This is a genomic window from Clostridium prolinivorans, from assembly GCF_004011155.1.
GTDB lineage: Bacteria > Bacillota > Clostridia > Clostridiales > Clostridiaceae > Clostridium_AT > Clostridium_AT prolinivorans.
The window spans coordinates 150,604-169,533 of sequence record NZ_RJWG01000004.1 but is presented as its reverse complement, the minus strand read 5'-3'; the positions used below and the strand labels follow the sequence as shown (position 1 = coordinate 169,533).

The following is an 18,930-nucleotide window of genomic DNA, read 5'->3' as shown; positions in this document are numbered from 1 at the left end:
ATGAAAATATATGAAGGAAAATTAATATCTCAAGGATTAAAATTTGGAATTGTTGTAGGAAGATTTAATGAATTTATTGGAAGCAAGCTTTTGTCAGGAGCTTTAGATGCTTTAAAACGTCATGGAGCATTAGAAGATGATATTGAGATAACTTGGGTTCCTGGAGCATTTGAAATTCCATTAACTGCAAAAAAATTAGCTAAATCTAATAAATATGATGCGATTATATGTTTAGGTGCAGTTATTAGAGGTGCTACACCTCATTTTGATTATGTATCAAGTGAAGTATCAAAAGGGATTGCTAATGTGTCATTAGAAACAGAAACTCCTATAATATTTGGTGTACTTACAACTGATACAATAGATCAGGCAATTGAAAGAGCAGGAACAAAAGGCGGAAATAAAGGATATGATGCAGCAGTTACTGCAATTGAAATGGCTAATCTTTTAAAACAATTTTAAATAATAAAAAACACTTATAAAATTTAAAAAGTATTTTACAAATATACTAATATAATGTATAATTATAGAAAAACAAAATATTATATTTAATCCACTTGCTAGGGGTGCCGTAAGGCTGAGAAGGAGAAATCCTAACTCTATGAACCTGATGTGGTTAGAACCACCGTAGGGAAGCGAGAGGTCTGTTTTTAAATACAGAGCTTGCTTTTGCAAGCTTTTTTTATTACATATAGTATTTAAATAATAAAACAGCCTTACGCACCTTTAGCATAAGGCTGTTTTTATTATTTTTAAGGAGTGATAGTAATGAATTACACAACACAAATGGATGCAGCTAAAAAGGGTATAATTACAGAAGAAATGAGAATAGTTGCAGAAAAAGAAAAAATGAAAGTTGAAGAACTTAGAAACTTAATAGCAGAAGGGAAAGTTGTAATACCAGCAAATAAAAATCATAAAACTTTAAGCCCGGAAGGTATTGGACAAGGACTTAGAACAAAGATAAATGTAAATTTGGGTATATCAAAAGATTGCTGTAACATGGAAAAAGAATTAGATAAGGTTAAAATTGCTTTAGATATGAAAGCTGAAGCAATAATGGATTTATCAAACTATGGAAAGACAGAAGATTTAAGAAAAAAAATAATAAATATGTCCACAGCTATGTTAGGAACAGTTCCTGTATATGACGCTATTGGATTTTATGAAAAAGAACTAAAAGATATAACTGTAGATGAATTTTTTAAAGTTGTAGAAAAGCATGGAGAAGATGGTGTAGATTTTATAACAATACATGCTGGATTAAATAGAGAAACTGCGGAAACATTTAAAAGAAATAAAAGACTTACCAATATAGTTTCAAGAGGTGGTTCACTTTTATTTGCTTGGATGGAATTAAATAAAGCTGAAAATCCATTTTATGAGTACTATGACAGGCTTTTAGATATATGTGAAAAATATGATATAACGATATCACTAGGAGATGCTTGCAGACCAGGTTCAATAAAAGATGCTACTGATGCATCACAAATAAAAGAACTTATTGTATTAGGTGAACTTACAAAAAGAGCTTGGGAAAGGAATGTACAAGTTATGATAGAAGGACCAGGTCATATGCCTATAAATGAAATTCAAGCTAATATGATTCTTGAAAAAAAATTATGCCATGGAGCTCCTTTTTATGTTTTAGGTCCATTAGTAACAGATATTGCTCCAGGCTATGATCACATAACATCAGCAATAGGAGGAGCTATAGCAGCAGCTAGTGGAGCTGATTTTCTTTGTTATGTTACACCAGCTGAACATTTAAGATTACCTAATGTTGAAGATATGAAGGAAGGTATAATTGCTTCAAAAATAGCAGCTCATGCTGCAGATATTGCAAAAGGAATTAAAGGAGCAATTGAATGGGACAATGCTATGAGTAAGGCAAGAGCAGAATTAGATTGGGAAAAGATGTTTGAATTATCAATTGATGAAGAAAAGGCTAGAAGATATAGAGAAGAATCTCTACCAGAACATGCAGATAGCTGTACTATGTGTGGGAAAATGTGTGCTGTAAGAACTATGAAAAAAGTTCTTAATAATGAAAATTTAAATATGTAGTATTTTTAACTTTAAAAAAAGGGAGGTGTAAGAGTGATAGTAAATGGTAAAGAAATGAATTTTAAAGATAGCATAACAGTTAAAGAATTGCTTGAAAATCTTAATATTCATTCTGATAGAGTAGTCGTAGAAGTAGATATGGATATTATACCTAAAGATGAATATTCACAAAAAAAACTATATAGCTACTCAAAGGTAGAAATAATAAGATTTGTAGGAGGAGGTTAAATGCAGATATATATAAATGAAAAAATATTAGAAGTAGAAAACTATTCAACAATATTTCAAATAAAAGAAAAATATAAAAAGGATGCAGATATTATAATTTATAATGGATTTCCTGTAAATAAAGATATACATTTAAAACCTTTTGATAAAGTAGCTTTAATAAAAAAAGGAGAAATACCTAAAAAGGAGGAACTGGAAACATTAATGGTTTCCAGACATACTCCTTATATACATGAAAAATTAAAAAAGGCAAAAGTAGGAATAGCAGGTCTTGGAGGTCTTGGTTCAAATGCCGCTGTATCACTTACAAGAATGGGTATAGGTAAACTAGTTATTGCTGATTTTGATGTTGTAGAGCCAAGCAATTTAAATAGGCAGTATTATTTTGTAAAACATATAGGTATGAAAAAAACAGAAGCAATGAAGGAAATTTTAAAAGATTGCAATCCTTTTGTAGATGTAGAAAGTTTTGACACATATTTAGATGAAAACAGTGTTCAAAAAATTTTTAAGAATGTGGATATTATAATAGAAGCTTTTGATAATCCAATTTGTAAGTCAATGATTGTTAATACTGTAATAACTAAGATGAAAGATAAAAAGATAATTGCTGCATCTGGAGTAGCAGGCCATTATACAGCCAATACCATAGTAACTAGACGAGTAAAAGAAAACTTTTATATTGTAGGAGATATGGAAGCAGAGGCTAAAGAAGGTTTAGGCCTTATGGCACCAAGAGTAGCAGTTGCAGCTAATCATCAGGCTAATATAGCTGTTAGATTAATAATAGGGGAGGAAAATTAATTATATGGATAAATTAGTTATAGGTGGCAGAGAGATAAAAAGCAGACTTTTTATAGGTACGGGTAAGTATTCAACGAATAAGATTATTCCTGATATTATAAAATCAAGCGGTGCTCAAGTTGTTACTGCTGCAATAAGGAGAGTAGATTTTGAATCAGAAGAAGAAAATATTTTAAATTATATAGATAAAGAATGTATTATAATGCCTAATACTTCAGGAGCAAGAAATGCGCAAGAAGCAATTAGACTAGCAAGACTAGCAAAAGCAGCTGGATGTGGTAATTGGATAAAAATTGAAATAATTTCAGATAATAAATACCTTCTTCCTGATAATTATGAAACTATAAAAGCAACAGAAATTCTTGCCAAGGAAGGTTTTGTAGTCCTTCCATATATGAATCCAGATTTGATGGATGCAAGGAGAATGGTAGATGCAGGAGCAGCTGCAGTTATGCCTCTTGGAGCACCTATTGGGACAAATAGAGGTATTAGAACAAAAGAAATGATTAAAATTCTTATAGAAGAAATAAAAGTTCCAATTATAGTAGATGCAGGAATAGGTAAACCGTCAGATGCAGCAAAAGCTATGGAAATGGGGGCTTCTGCAGTATTAATAAACACTGCTTTAGCCACTGCAGGAGATCCTGTTATTATGGCAGAGGCATTTAAACTTTCAGTAGAGGCAGGAAGAAAAGCATATATTTCAGGACTTGGAGTACAAAAACTTTATGCAGATGCTTCTTCACCATTAACAGGCTTTTTAAGATAGGAAGTGATAATATGAGTTTTTATGATATATGTAAAGAACTTCAAAACTTTGACTTTAAGAATTTTTTAGATACTGTTACTGAAGATAAAATAATAAATGTGTTAAGCAAAGATTATTTAAGCAACGAAGATTTTTTATGTCTTTTATCTCCAGCAGCAGAAAACTTTATAGAAATTATGGCTCAAAAGGTGCATAAACAATCTTTAAATAATTTTGGTAAGGCAGTACTTTTATATACTCCAATATATATTTCAAATTATTGTGTAAATAAATGCATTTACTGTGGTTATAATGTTGAAAATAAAATTAAGAGAAAAAAATTAACTCTTGAAGAATTGGAAGAAGAAGCAAAAAATATACAAGCTACTGGGCTTAAACATGTAATGCTTCTTACAGGAGAATCACGTTTCCATAGTCCTATATCTTATATAAAAGATAGCGTAAAAATTTTAAAAAAATATTTTAGCTCTATAACTATAGAAATATATCCTCTTGAAGAAAAAGAATATATAGAACTTGTAGAGTGTGGAGTAGATGGACTAACCATATATCAAGAAACTTATGATATGGATATATATGATAAAGTTCATTTATCTGGTCCTAAAAAGGATTTCAAATTTAGAATTGAAACACCTGAAAGAGCTTGCAGGGCAGGAATAAGAACACTTGGAGTAGGTGCTTTATATGGACTTTCAGACTGGAGAAAAGAAGCTTTTTTTTCAGGACTTCATGCTAAATATATAGAAGATAACTTTCCACATATGGAGATGAGTATGTCTGTTCCAAGGATAAGACCCCACGCTGGAAGTTTTAATGACATACAAGAGATAACTGACAAAAATATGGTACAAATAATGTTAGCTTTTAAATTATTTCTACCTAGAGCTGGAATAAATATAACAACAAGAGAAAGTGCTAAGTTAAGAGACAATTTAATACCATTAGGGGTTACAAAAATGTCTGCAGGAGTATCAACAGCAGTTGGTGGGCATTCTACATCTATTGAAGATACTGGAGAAGCTCAATTTGAAGTTTCCGATAAAAGATCTGTAGAGGAAATTAAAGCTATGCTTGAATCAAAAGGCTATTGCGCTATTTTTAAAGATTGGGAGAATGTGATGTAGTATGAGTAAAAAACTTTATGTTGTCACAAATAGAAAATTAATTAAAAATGGAAGCTTAGAAGATAAAATAAAATCTTCTATTAAAGGTGGAGCTGACGCTATTATTTTAAGAGAAAAAGATTTATCTGAAAAAGAACTTTATGAAATTACAATAAAAATATTGGAATATATGGACGGAAATATACCTTTAATAGTTAATGGAAGTTATAAAGTAGGAAAAATATCGCAAACTGCAGGTATTCATTTAAGTTATGAAAGTTTTATGAATTTTGATAAACAGTATAATAAATTATTAGGAGTTTCAATACATTCTTTGGAAGAAGGCATTGCTGCAGAAAATAAAGGTGCTGATTATGTTATCGCAGGGCATATATATAATACTTCTTGTAAAAAAGATGTACCAGGTAGAGGTATAACATTTTTAAAAAATATATGCAGTGCTTTAACAATACCTGTTATAGCAATAGGAGGAATAAATGAAAATAATGTTAAGGAAGTATTAGAGTGTGGTGCGGATGGGATTGCAGTTATGTCTTCTGTAATGGAATCAGAAAATGCCGAGAAATTAGTGTATAATTTAAAAAATACAATTAGTAAAATAATGTAAATAATTAAAACACATTTCTACAATTATAATAAGTCTAAAAACTATAGTTCAATAAATTTGTAAGGAGATGATAAAAAGTGAAAAATGTACTTACAATTGCTGGATCTGATAGCTGTGGAGGAGCTGGAATACAGGCGGATTTAAAAACTTTTAGTGCAAATGGTGTATATGGAATGAGTGTTATAACTGCAGTAACAGCACAAAATACTCAAGGTGTTTTTGCAGTTCAAGATATAAATGAGTCTATTATTAAATCTCAAATTGATGCTATTTTTACAGATATAGAAGTAGATGCAGTTAAAATTGGTATGGTTTCTAAGATTACAACAATTGAGGCTATTGCTCAAAAGCTTCAGCAATATAAAGCAAAAAATGTTGTTTTAGATCCTGTAATGATATCAAAAAGTGGATATGCATTATTAAATCCAGAAGCAAAAAGTGCTTTAATTAAAAAATTAATTCCTCAAGCTTTTCTTATTACTCCTAATATACCAGAGGCATGTGAAATTTTAAAAGAGATAAATGCAGAAAAAATTTCAATAAAAACAATTGAAGATATGAAAAAAGCAGCAAAAGAAATTTATAAATTAGGGTGCAAAAATGTACTTTTAAAAGGAGGACATATGGAAGGTGATGCAGTAGATGTACTTTATGATGGTAAGGATATTACATGTCTATTCTCTAAAAGAATACAAACAAAAAATACTCATGGTACTGGATGCACATTATCTTCAGCTATAACTGCAAATTTAGCTCTTGAATATAAAATAAAGGATGCAGTTAAAAAAGCAAAAGAATATATAACAATAGCAATAGAACATTCTTTAGATATTGGACATGGTGTTGGGCCTACACACCATTTTTATGAATTATATAAAAAAGCAGGTATAATCTAGTTTTAATATATTTTTATTTATTTAGACGATTGCAAAATGGTAGTACAGTATTTAAAGGCTTATGGTGAATTTCCTATATAAATTGATACAGTTTTGATTAAAAAGTGGAGGGAAAAACATCTATATTAGTATTTGGAAGCCTTTAAATTCAATGGATTAGAATTTTGCAAAGGTCTATTTTATTTATTAATTGGGAGGTTTTTATAAAATGGAAACATGCGAAAAAATTGCAAAATTATTATATAAACTAAAAGAAAAAAATCCTCTAGTACATCATATAACAAATTATGTTACAGTTAATGACTGTGCCAACATTACTCTTGCTGTTGGTGCTTCACCAGTTATGGCCGATGAAATTGAAGAAGTTGTTGATATGGTGAGCTTGGCATCATCACTTGTTATTAATATAGGAACATTAAATAGTAAAACTGTAGAATCTATGATTAAAGCTTGTAAAAAAGCCAATGAACTAAATATACCTGTTATTTTAGATCCTGTTGGTGCAGGAGCTACACCTTATAGGACTAAAATAGCCAATAAAATTATAGATGAAATAAAATTATCAGTAATTAAGGGAAATATATCAGAAATAAAAACTCTTTATGGATTAAAAAGCAATACTAAAGGAGTAGATGCTTCAGAAACTATATTTGAAGATAACAATAAACTTTTAGAAAACAAAAATTTAGCAAAAGAGGCCGCTAAAAAATTTAATACAGTAGTGGCAATTACTGGAGATATTGATATTATAACAGATGGGAAAATTCTTTACACGGTAGAAAATGGACATAAGATTATGTCTAAAGTTACAGGTACTGGATGTATGTGCTCATCTCTTATTGGTTCTTATTTAGGAGCAGAAGAAGATGAACTTTTAGCGGCTTTAGCAGGAATTGTTACAATGGGTATAGCAGGAGAAATTGCTTACGAAAATTTAAATAAAGAATATGAAGGGAGCGGTATGTTAAAAGTTAATATAATAGATGCGGTTTATAATTTATCTGAAGAAATAATTATTAAGAGAGGTAAAATAAATGAGTTTTAAAGTAGATTATAAACTTTATCTTGTTACAGATAGAGATGTATTAAAAAATAAAGATATTTATACTGCTGTAGAAGAAAGCATAAAAGGTGGAGTTACATTAGTTCAACTTAGAGAAAAAAATATATCTTCTTTAGATTTTTATAATACTGCAGTAAAGATTAAGCAAATTACAGATAAATATAATATTCCTTTAATTATTAATGATAGATTAGATATTGCGTTGGCGGTAGATGCCGCAGGACTTCATATAGGGCAGGAAGATATACCAGCTAAAATAGCTAGAAAACTTTTAGGTGAAAATAAAATATTAGGTGTTTCTGCTAGAAACTTAAAAGAAGCTAAAAAAGCAGAAAAGGATGGAGCAAATTATATTGGAGTTGGAGCTATATTTCCTACTTCCACTAAAAGTGATGCACAAGCAGTTTCAATAGAGGTATTAAAAGAAATAAAAGAAAATATTTCTATTCCTGTTGTTGCTATAGGAGGAATAAATACTAATAATGTAAGATTATTAGAACCTGCTAATATTGATGGAATATCTGTTGTTTCAAGTATATTAGGGAAAGAAAATATAACATTAGCTGCAAAAGAGCTAAAAAAATTAATTTAATTATAAATATCTAAAGTTTAATACAGTAGTCTAGTAAAATAATAACACTTTCTTTTAAGAATAAAAGATATTTTTGATTTGATTGGTATTATTTTACTAGACTATATTTAATTTTCATGTTTTATTAACTGACTGTTTTGCATTATAATAAAAATGAAATTTCATAAAATATAAAAATGAGATTTACAGAAAATTATGAATGTGTTAAAATTACAACAACAGTATAAGCATTTATATTAGTATTATAATAGCAATAAATGTGCAAAAAAATATTTTTTAAAGTAGAGAAAATCAAAAATCAAGAAATTGCAGGAAAATTTTAAAGAAAAATCATTGTTTATATATAATTTTTGGAAATAATTATAAATTTAATACAAAAATTATATGCAGCAATAAATAAATTTTATAAAAGAAGGTGATAGCTTTGTTGTATAAAAGCACAAGGGGTGGAGGAAATTTAATAACTGCATCAAAGGCAATAATAAAGGGAATATCAGAAGATGGAGGGCTATTTGTACCAACTGAATTTCCTAAAATAGACAAACCATTTAATGAACTTTCTAAAATGACATATAAAGAAATAGCTTTTTATGTAATGAAAAAATTTTTAACAGATTTTACTGATGAGGAGTTAGATTACTGTATACGCAATGCATATAATGAAAAATTTGAAAGCAAAGATATAGTACCTATAACTTATAAATCTGGAGTATATTTTTTAGAGTTATATCATGGAAGAACACTAGCTTTTAAAGATATGGCATTAAGTATACTTCCATATTTCATGAAAACAGCAGCAAAGAAAAATGGAATAGATAAAGAGATAGTTATTTTAACTGCAACATCTGGAGATACAGGCAAAGCAGCATTAGATGGCTTTTCAAATGTTGATGGAACAAAGGTTGCTGTATTTTATCCCAAATATGGAGTTAGTGATATTCAAGAAAGACAAATGATTACTCAAGAAGGAGATAATACATTTGTTGTAGGTATTGAAGGAAATTTTGATGATGCACAAAGTGCTGTAAAGAAGATTTTTACAGATATTGATTATAATAATATATTAAACGAAAATGGATATATGCTCTCTTCAGCAAATTCAATTAACATAGGAAGATTAGTTCCACAGATTGTATATTATGTATATGCTTATGTTAAACTTTTATCAGAAAATAAAATAAAAGATGGAGAATTTATTAATGTAGCTGTACCTACAGGAAATTTTGGTAACATATTAGCAGCTTACTATGCTAAAAAAATGGGAATTCCTATAGGCAAATTAATATGTGCTTCAAATAAAAATAATGTACTCACTGATTTTATAAACAGTGGTATATATGATTGTAATAGAGATTTTTTTGTTACCAATTCTCCTTCAATGGATATTTTAATTTCAAGTAATTTAGAGAGATTTTTATATGAAATAAGTGAAGAAAATAGCGATATTGTAAGAGAATATATGAAAGATTTAATGGGAAAAGGGAAATATGAAATAACAGATTCTATGAAAGAAAGAATGAATATTTTATATGGAGGATATGCTAATGAGGATGAAACTTTATCTGCAATAAACAAAGTTTATAAAAACTCAAATTATGTTATAGATCCTCATACAGCTGTTGCTTATTTTGTTTATGAAAAATATAAGAAAGAAACAGGAGATAAAAATATTACTATTATAGCATCTACTGCAAGTCCATTTAAATTTCCAAGAAGTATTAATGACGCATTAAATTTTACAAACAAAGATAGTTTAGATTGTGAAATGATTAATGAATTATCTAATAAATTTAATTTACAAATACCTTCAAGTATAAAAGATTTATATAAAAAAGAGATTAAACATACTACAGTATGCAAAAAAGATGAACTTAAAAAAGTTATATCAATGTTTTTAGGAGTGTAGGTGGAATTTATGTTTGAAGTTAGAGTTCCTGCAACAAGTGCTAATATGGGGCCGGGTTTTGATTGCTTAGGTGTATCTTTAAATATGTATAACAGATATTTTTTTGAAGAAATTGAAGAAGGCCTTATTATTGAAGGTTGTGATGATAAATTTAAAAATAAAGATAACCTTATATATATATCTATGGAAAAATGCTTTAAAAAAACAGGATATAAAATTAAAGGCATAAAAATAACAATAGAAAGCAGTATACCTGTATCAAGAGGATTAGGAAGCAGTGCTGCATGTATTGCAGCAGGTATTTTTGCTGCAAATGAGATTTCAGGCAATGTTTTAAGTGAAAGAGAGCTTTTAGAAATAGCAACAGAAATAGAAGGACATCCAGATAATATTGCACCTGCTATTTTAGGTGGTATAGTAGTTTCTGTATTAGAAGATGAAAAAATAATATACAGCAAAGTAAATATTAATAAAGATATAAAATTTTGTGCACTTATTCCTGAATTTACTTTATCAACAGAAGAAGCTAGGGAGGCTTTACCAAATACAATAGATTATAAAAAAGGTGTTTATAATGTAGGCAGAGTTGCACTTATGATAAGTGCTTTAAATAATGGAGAATTAGATTTATTAAAGTACGCATGTAAAGACTCTCTGCATGAAGATTATAGAGCTAAATTTATACATGATTTTTACTATATAAAATCAAAATGTACTGAGCTTGGAAGTTTAGCAGTATTTTTAAGTGGAGCAGGGCCTACTATAATGGTTATGCTTGAAAATGATAATTTAGACTTTTATGAAAAAATTAAAAATTATTTAGACAAATTAAAATATAAGTGGAATGTAGTACCATTAAAAATAGATAATAAAGGGACAGTTATTATAAAATAGATTTTATTATGTTAGGAGTATGAAAATGAGAAATGTAGTTGTAGCTAAATTTGGTGGAAGTTCATTAGCAGATAGTGATCAATTTCAAAAGGTTAAAAATATAGTCTTTGCAAACAAAGAAAGAAGATATATAGTTCCTTCTGCACCAGGAAAAAGGTTTAGTAAAGACTATAAAGTTACAGATTTATTATATCTTTGTTATCAACATGTAAACAATGATATTCCATTTGAAGATGTTTTTGAAATAATAGAAGAAAGATTTAAAGGTTTAGTTAATGAATTAAATATAGATATGGATATAAGTAAATATCTAAATGAAGTTAAGGAAAATATTACAAATGGCGCATCGGCAGACTATGCAGCAAGTAGAGGGGAGTATTTAAACGGGTTAATACTTGCAAAATACCTAGGATATGAATTTGTAGATGCTGCAGAAATTATTAAATTTAAAAATAATGGGTTATTAGATTTAGAAAGTACTCAAAAACTTATTTGCGAAAAAATGAAAAATATAGAAAGAGCAGTTGTACCAGGATTTTATGGATCTATGCCAAATGGTGATATTAAGACTTTTTCAAGAGGCGGATCAGATATCACAGGTTCAATACTTGCAAGATGCTTAGATGCAAAAATGTACGAAAATTGGACAGATGTATCAGGTCTTTTAATGGCAGACCCTAATATTGTGGAAAATCCTAAATCTATAGAAGTTGTAACATATAAAGAATTAAGGGAACTTTCATATATGGGAGCAAAAGTGCTTCATGAAGAAAGTATATTTCCAATTAGAGATGTATGTATTCCTATAAATATAAAAAATACTAACAGGCCTGAAGATAAAGGGACACTTATAGTACCTGATGATGCAGATATAAAAGATTACAGCGGTACAATAACAGGTGTTGCTGGTAAAAAAGGGTTTGTTGTAATTGCTATACAAAAAATTCTCATGAACCAAGAAAGAGGTTTTTGCAGAAAGGTACTTTCTATATTAGAACACAATTGTATTTCATTTGAAAATATGCCTTCAGGTATTGACACTGTTTCACTTGTAATAGAAGAAAATCAAATAAAAGATAAATTAGAGGATATAATAGAAGAAATAAAAAAGCAGTGTAAACCAGATTCAGTTGAAGTTTATCCTAATATGGCTTTAATTGCTACAGTAGGTAAAGGAATGATTAGAACAAAGGGAGTTGCAGCAAAAGTACTTTTAAGTCTTGCAAAAGCAGATATAAATATAAGAATGATTGATCAAGGTTCAAGTGAAATAAATATTATAGTTGGAGTAGAAAATGATGATTTTGAAAAAGCTGTAAGAGCTATATACAAAGCTTTTGAAAATTAAGTTTGAAAGGGGATAAAAATTATGGAAAGTGTCAAAATTGCTCTTTTAGGTTTAGGCAATGTAGGCAAGGGCGTATGGAACATATTAAACATGAATAATGAAGAAATAATAAAAAGAGCAGGATGCAAAATAGAAATAGTTAAAGTTTTAGTTAAAGATAAAAATAAAGATAGAGGAATAAATATACCAAAAGAAATTTTAACTACAGATATAGATGATATATTAAATGATGATGATATAAAAATTGTTGTTGAAGTTATGGGTGGAATTGAGCCGGCTAGGGAATATATACTAAATTCAATAAATAAAAGAAAACATATAGTTAGTTACAGCTAACAAGCTTTTAATAGCTACACATGGAGAAGAAATATTTAAAAAAGCAGAAGAAAAAGAGGTAATTGTTAATTTTGAAGCTAGTGTTGCTGGTGGAATTCCTATTATAAATGTAATTAAAGAAAGCCTTACAGGAAATAAAATAAAAGAAATAATTGGAATAATAAACGGAACAACAAACTATATACTAACAAAGATGACATCTGAAAAAATGGATTTTCAAGATGCATTAAAAAAGGCACAAGAAAAGGGATATGCAGAAGCAGATCCAACTTCTGATATTGAAGGATTTGATGCTGCATATAAATTAGCTATATTAACGAAATTGGCTTATGAAACTAATGTTGATATAAATAAAGTTTATAGAGAAGGAATAACAAAAATAAGTTCTGTTGATGTAGAATACGCAAGGGAATTTGGATATGTTATAAAGCTTTTAGGAATTGCAAAAAATGTAGATGAAAATCTTGAACTTAGAGTTCATCTTACTATGATACCTTCTAATCATCCACTTGCAAATGTAAATAATTCATATAATGCAATTTTATTAAAGGGAAATGCTGTAGGTAATTTAATGTTATATGGTAAAGGAGCTGGAGAACTCCCAACAGGTAGCGCAGTTGTTGGAGATATAATTTCTACTTTAAGAAATAACAGATTTAATAATACTTATACATACAATATAGAAAAAAATGTTGTAGATATTAAAGAGGTATCATCTGAATATTATTTAAGAATAACTGTAAAAGATGATCCAGGTGTACTTGGACAAATATCTACTATTTTAGGAGAAGAAGGAGTAAGTATATCTTCATTTATACAAAAATCTAAAGTTGTAGATGAGGGATATGTATATATTGTTATATTTACCCATCAAACATTAGAAGAAAAATTAAATAATGCTTTAAATAAAATTAAAGATTTAAAAGTCGTAAAGCAAATAGATAACGTAATTAGAGTAGAGAATTTAGATTAAATATTTTAAAGAAATTTAAAAGTCATATATAAATAAGGGAAAGCCTTTTTATGTATGGCTTTTAAATTATTTATTAAAAAATTATTAAACTACTTGAATTTATTTTAATTTAATATTACAATTAATATACACCCCCCATATGGGAGGAGTTAGGAGGTCTTATTATGAATGAAGAACAAAAAAAAGCATTACAATCTTTAAAAACATGTAAAGGACAAATTGAAGGTATAATTAAAATGCTTGAAGAAGGAAGATATTGTATAGATGTATCTAATCAGATAATTGCAGCACAAGCTCTTTTAAAAAAAGCTAATATTCTTATTTTAAAACAGCATTTACATCATTGTGTTAAAGAGGCTATTAAAAATGACAATGGTGATGAAAAGATAGAAGAAATAATAAATATTTTAGAAAAAGTTATTCAAAAATAGAGGTGAAAAAATGAATAAAATATTCAAAATAGAAGGAATGACTTGTGCTGCTTGTGCCAAAACAGTTGAAAGAGTTACTAAAAAGCTTGACGGGGTTATAGAGTCTAATGTAAACTTAGCATCAGAAAAATTAAATATAAAATATGATCCTTCAAAGGTAGAAGTTTCAGATATAAAAAGAGTTATAGAAAAAGCTGGATATAAAGCTTTAGAAGAAAATACAGAAGACTTAGATGATAGAAAAAAAGAAAAAGAAATTAAACTTATATTTAATAAATTTATTATATCTTTAATATTTACAATTCCGCTACTTTATATATCTATGGGACATATGATAGGGTTTCCTTTACCTTCTTTTATAGATCCTATGATTAATCCAAAAACTTTTGCTTTATTACAATTGATTTTAGTTATACCTGTAGTGATTGCTGGTAATAAATATTATAAAATAGGGTTTAAAACTTTAATAAAAAGAAATCCTAATATGGATTCACTTATTGCAATAGGAACATCTGCTGCAGTTTTTTATGGAATATTTGCAGTTATTATGATTTTTAAAGGAAATACACATTATGCTAAAGATTTATATTTTGAATCAGCGGCAGTTATTATTACTTTAATAACTCTTGGTAAGTACTTAGAAGCTGTTTCTAAAGGAAAAACTTCAGAAGCTATTAAAAAACTTATGGGACTTGCTCCTAAAACAGCTATAGTTATAAGAGATGGAAAAGAAATAGAAATTAATATAGATGAAGTAAGAGTAGGAGATTTAATAATAGTTAAGCCTGGAGAAAAGATACCAGTAGATGGTGAAGTTATAGAAGGAAATACTTCTGTAGATGAATCAATGCTGACAGGTGAAAGTATTCCAGTAGAAAAAAATGTTGGAGATAAAGTTATTGGAGCAAGTATAAATAAAAATGGAACTATAAAATATAGAGCATCTAAAATTGGGAAAGATACAGTCCTTTCTCAAATTATAAGATTAGTAGAAGATGCTCAAGGCTCTAAAGCTCCTATTGCAAAGCTTGCAGATATTATTTCAGGATATTTTGTTCCAATAGTTATGTTATTAGCGGTTATATCAGGATTAGCATGGTATTTTATTGGCAAAGAATCAATATTATTTTCACTTACAATTTTTATATCTGTTTTAGTAATTGCATGTCCTTGTGCTTTAGGCCTTGCAACACCAACAGCAATTATGGTTGCAACAGGTAAAGGTGCAGAATATGGTATTTTAATAAAAAGTGGTGAAGCGTTAGAAACTGTTCATAAGATAGAAACTGTAGTGTTTGATAAAACGGGCACTATTACAGAAGGAAAGCCTAAGGTTACAGATATAATTACTACAGAAAGTATAACAGAAAATGAATTGCTTCAAATAGCTGCATCTGCAGAAAAAGCTTCTGAACATCCACTTGGTGAAGCTATTGTTAAATTTGCTAAAGAAAGATATATAGATTTTAAAAAAATTGACTTTTTTAAAGCAGTACCAGGTGGTGGAATTGAAGTTAGAATAGATGATAAAGAAATTTTAGCTGGAAATAAAAAATTTATGGAAGAAAGAAATATATCATTAAAAAACTTAGAAGAAAAATCTAATAAACTTGCTAAAGAAGGAAAAACTCCAATGTATATAGCTATAAATAATAATATAGCAGGTATTATAGCTGTTGCTGATACTATAAAAGAAAATAGTAAAAAAGCAATAGAAATTCTCCATAATATGGGAATTGAAACTGTTATGATAACTGGAGATAATAAAAAAACGGCTGAAGCTATAGGAAAAGAAGTAGGAATAGATAAAATTTTAGCAGAGGTTTTACCAGAGGATAAAGCAAGTGAAATTAAAAAACTCCAAAAATATGGTAAAAAAGTTGCAATGGTTGGCGACGGCATAAATGATGCCCCAGCATTAGCACAAGCAGATATAGGTATGGCTATAGGTTCAGGGACAGATATTGCAATAGAATCTGCAGATATTGTTCTTATGAAAAGTGATTTAATGGATGTAATAACTGTATTAAAATTAAGTAAGAGTACTATAAGAAATATAAAAGAAAATCTATTTTGGGCATTTGGATATAATATAATAGGTATTCCAATTGCTATGGGAATACTTCACATATTTGGAGGACCTTTATTAAATCCTATGATAGCAGGAGCTGCAATGAGTCTTAGTTCAGTATCTGTGGTAACAAATGCTTTAAGGCTTAAAAGATTTAAAATAAAATAAACAAAATAATTAATCCACAATAAGCTGTAAATTAATTTCTACTATATAATTTAGTGTTTCTAAATTCTTATTATATCTATATATAGTGGTCAAAATTTAATAAAAAGATTTTTGTGAGATAATTATAATATAAATTTATAAAACTTTTAAAAAATGGAGGTAATATTTTATGACAAAGAAAATATTAATTGAAGGAATGAGTTGTAATCATTGTGTTAATCATGTTAGTGAAGCATTAAAAGAAATATATGGAGTAAAATCTGTAAAAGTTGATCTTAAAGGTAAAAATGCTTTAGTTGAACTTGAAGAAGATGTAGAAGATGAAAAATTTAAAGAAGCTATAGAAGATGCTGGATATGAAGTAGTAGGTATAGAAAAATTATAATAATACTAAAGAAATTGCAACAGAACAAGTTTTTCAAAGTTACTAAAGTATAAAAAATTAAGCATAAAACGGAGGTATTTTATGGAAACAGAATATATAAATTATGCTGAAAAGCTTCCTGTTACAATTTCTTTAGCAAATATAAAAAATTATCCTATTCATTGGCATTATGCTATAGAAATTATTTATGTACTTGAGGGAAGTTTAGAAATTTATATAAATTCTACTAAATATAAAATATACGAAGGGCAAATGGAAATAATTAATGTAGATGAAGTTCATCACCTTGAAAGTAAAAATGATAATAAAGTATTAATTTTTCATATAGATCCATATTTTTTTGAAAAATATTATTCAGATATTGAAAATATGTTTTTTTATACTAAATCTTCAGATATAAATTCTCAATCAAGTAACGAATATAATGAACTAAGGACATATTTAGCTAGAATACTTTGTGAAATGGTTCAAAAACAAGAAAATTATGATGAAGAAATAGAACATGTATTAGTTGATTTATTATATCATCTTTTAAATAACTTTAATTATTTAATTTATGAAAAAGAAGAACTTAAGGATGATGTAAATTTATTTCAAAGATATCATAGTATATATAAATATATAAATAATAATTATAAAAGTAATATAACATTACAAGACATTGCAGAAAAAGAATTTTTAAGTCCTCAATATATATCACATGAAATTAAATATGCAACAGGATATAGTTTTACAGATTTAATAAATATTACCAGAGTAGAAGAATCAATAAAGTTACTTCTTTCTTCAGAAAAAACAATATCTGAAATTTCTGAAGAAGTAGGTTTTTCTCATACTAGATATTTCAATAAAAATTTTAAACTTCAGTATAAAATGACTCCATTACAATTTAGAAAAAAATTTAAAATTGATAAAAATAAATATGAACAAATGAAAAAAATTGAAAATCTAGATTTAAACGAGAGTATTAATTATCTTATTTATTATCTTGAAGATTATGATAGATTTAATTATGAAAATAGGATATACAAAATAAACATAGATATGGATAAAAATTTAGGAGAATTTGATAAAAAATTTAAAAAAGTTATAAATATAGGAGATGCATTTGATCTTCTTATAGAAGATAACAAGGATACATTAGAAGAAATACAAAAGGAAATAGGATTTGAATATGGAAGAATTATTAATATATTTAGTATAGATATGGCTATTTTCCCAAATTCAAAATTTTTTAACTGGAATAGAACAAAAGATGTATTAGAATTTTTATATTCTATAGATATAAAACCACTTATAGTTATTGATTCTACTGGATTTACAGACGATAATTTTATGGAGGCTTTTGAATCTTTTTTAAGTTATTTTGATGATTTAGAGTCATTGGATTTTATGTCATTTAAATTTGAACTTAGTACAAAAATTTCAGATAATCTAAAACTTAGAATAAAGGATTTATTAGAGAATAATTATAATCATAAAATTGAAGATATATATTATACAAATAATAAAGAAGAAATAAATCCTATATATGATACTGTATATATGATTCCGTATATTATTCATAATGAATTAAATGGAAGATGTATATCTTTTTTAAAAGCTTTTGATGTTTTAGATAAACAAGTAAATTTAACAAATGAAGTTTTTTTTGGATATCCTGGACTTATTAATGATATGGGAATAAAAAAGCCATCTTATTATGGATATTATTTATTAAATAAACTTGGTGATACATTAGTTGATAAAGGTAATGGATATATTGTTACCAAAACACACGATGAATTTCAAATATTACTTTATAATTTCCATGAAGGTATAGATAATTTAATTCCTTATGAAGAAATTTATAAATTAAGAGGTCTTAAAAATACTACTTCAAGGAAATTGTCATTAAATATAATAAATATTAATTCAGATATTAAAGTTACAAGTTATGAAATAAATGAAAAGCAAGGATCTTCTTTTAATTATTGGCTTCAAATGGGTGAACCTATAAGGCTTAGTAAAGAAGAAAAGGAGATATTGCATAAAGCATCTTTTCCCAAAATAGAATTTAAACATTTTAAAAAAAGTGCCATAGTAAACATTCAAACTGTGCTCAATGGTTACGGTGCATTACTAATTTTAATAAAAAAAGTACAAAAATACTAAAAATACGGTGTTTTTGTACTTTTTCTTTTAATCATATCTGCATAAATTAGCTTAAATGTACCTTTTATTGAGCTTATAAGTGAATGTAATAAATTTACTAAAATTATATAATAA

General features: G+C 27.5%; 17 protein-coding genes, 1 pseudogene and 1 riboswitch. All 18 genes and pseudogenes read left to right on the top strand.

The features are described 5' to 3' along the window. The 18 genes and pseudogenes from ribH to EGD97_RS05860 all read left to right on the top strand — a co-directional run bounded on the left by ribH (nt 1) and on the right by EGD97_RS05860 (nt 18,816). Nucleotides 1-462 carry a 6,7-dimethyl-8-ribityllumazine synthase gene (ribH, locus tag EGD97_RS05945; protein ID WP_127836777.1) on the top strand — a complete coding sequence of 154 codons (462 nt, stop codon included), beginning with the start codon at nt 1-3 and terminating at the stop codon, nt 460-462. Between the two features lie 90 nt (nt 463-552). Continuing rightward, nucleotides 553-651, top strand: a riboswitch (TPP riboswitch). Between the two features lie 117 nt (nt 652-768). Beyond that, nucleotides 769-2,067: a phosphomethylpyrimidine synthase ThiC gene (thiC, locus tag EGD97_RS05940; RefSeq protein WP_127836776.1), complete on the top strand. Its 1,299-nt coding sequence runs from the start codon at nt 769-771 to the stop codon at nt 2,065-2,067. Nucleotides 2,068-2,100: 33 nt separating this feature from the next. Continuing rightward, nucleotides 2,101-2,295: a sulfur carrier protein ThiS gene (thiS, locus tag EGD97_RS05935; RefSeq protein ID WP_078681291.1), complete on the top strand. Its 195-nt coding sequence runs from the start codon at nt 2,101-2,103 to the stop codon at nt 2,293-2,295. Then, nucleotides 2,296-3,099, top strand: a complete 804-nt coding sequence (gene thiF / locus EGD97_RS05930) for a sulfur carrier protein ThiS adenylyltransferase ThiF (protein ID WP_127836775.1) — start codon at nt 2,296-2,298, stop codon at nt 3,097-3,099. 4 nt (nt 3,100-3,103) lie between these two features. Beyond that, a complete protein-coding gene (locus EGD97_RS05925) occupies nt 3,104-3,868 on the top strand; it encodes a thiazole synthase (RefSeq protein ID WP_127836774.1) in 765 nt (254 codons plus the stop codon). 11 nt (nt 3,869-3,879) lie between these two features. Then, nucleotides 3,880-4,992 carry a 2-iminoacetate synthase ThiH gene (thiH, locus tag EGD97_RS05920; RefSeq protein WP_127836773.1) on the top strand — a complete coding sequence of 371 codons (1,113 nt, stop codon included), beginning with the start codon at nt 3,880-3,882 and terminating at the stop codon, nt 4,990-4,992. A 1-nt stretch (nt 4,993) separates the two neighbouring features. Further along, nucleotides 4,994-5,599, top strand: a complete 606-nt coding sequence (locus EGD97_RS05915) for a thiamine phosphate synthase (protein ID WP_127836772.1) — start codon at nt 4,994-4,996, stop codon at nt 5,597-5,599. 77 nt (nt 5,600-5,676) lie between these two features. Then, nucleotides 5,677-6,495: a bifunctional hydroxymethylpyrimidine kinase/phosphomethylpyrimidine kinase gene (gene thiD / locus EGD97_RS05910; RefSeq protein ID WP_127836771.1), complete on the top strand. Its 819-nt coding sequence runs from the start codon at nt 5,677-5,679 to the stop codon at nt 6,493-6,495. Between the two features lie 208 nt (nt 6,496-6,703). Beyond that, on the top strand, nt 6,704-7,540 hold the full coding sequence (gene thiM, locus EGD97_RS05905) for a hydroxyethylthiazole kinase (RefSeq protein WP_127836770.1): 837 nt from the start codon (nt 6,704-6,706) through the stop codon (nt 7,538-7,540). Beyond that, nucleotides 7,530-8,150: a thiamine phosphate synthase gene (gene thiE / locus EGD97_RS05900; protein ID WP_127836769.1), complete on the top strand. Its 621-nt coding sequence runs from the start codon at nt 7,530-7,532 to the stop codon at nt 8,148-8,150. Before thiM ends, thiE begins: the two co-directional genes overlap by 11 nt. 424 nt (nt 8,151-8,574) lie before the next feature. Next, the gene (thrC, locus tag EGD97_RS05895) at nt 8,575-10,056 is read left to right on the top strand and encodes a threonine synthase (protein WP_127836820.1); all 1,482 of its coding nucleotides are present in this window, start codon (nt 8,575-8,577) and stop codon (nt 10,054-10,056) included. Between the two features lie 9 nt (nt 10,057-10,065). Continuing rightward, entirely contained in the window at nt 10,066-10,950 is an 885-nt protein-coding gene (gene thrB / locus EGD97_RS05890) for a homoserine kinase (RefSeq protein WP_127836768.1), read from the top strand. A 25-nt stretch (nt 10,951-10,975) separates the two neighbouring features. Next, nucleotides 10,976-12,298, top strand: a complete 1,323-nt coding sequence (locus EGD97_RS05885) for an aspartate kinase (protein ID WP_127836767.1) — start codon at nt 10,976-10,978, stop codon at nt 12,296-12,298. Between the two features lie 21 nt (nt 12,299-12,319). Continuing rightward, a pseudogene (locus EGD97_RS05880) lies at nt 12,320-13,607 on the top strand (homoserine dehydrogenase). Between the two features lie 164 nt (nt 13,608-13,771). Next, nucleotides 13,772-14,038, top strand: a complete 267-nt coding sequence (locus tag EGD97_RS05875; RefSeq protein WP_078681275.1) for a metal-sensing transcriptional repressor — start codon at nt 13,772-13,774, stop codon at nt 14,036-14,038. Between the two features lie 10 nt (nt 14,039-14,048). Continuing rightward, complete coding sequence (locus EGD97_RS05870) at nt 14,049-16,277, top strand: heavy metal translocating P-type ATPase (RefSeq protein ID WP_127836766.1); 2,229 nt, start codon at nt 14,049-14,051, stop codon at nt 16,275-16,277. 169 nt (nt 16,278-16,446) lie between these two features. After that, entirely contained in the window at nt 16,447-16,662 is a 216-nt protein-coding gene (locus tag EGD97_RS05865; protein WP_078681273.1) for a heavy-metal-associated domain-containing protein, read from the top strand. A gap of 81 nt (nt 16,663-16,743) precedes the next feature. Next, a complete protein-coding gene (locus EGD97_RS05860) occupies nt 16,744-18,816 on the top strand; it encodes a helix-turn-helix domain-containing protein (RefSeq protein ID WP_127836765.1) in 2,073 nt (690 codons plus the stop codon). Nucleotides 18,817-18,930 lie beyond the last annotated feature (114 nt).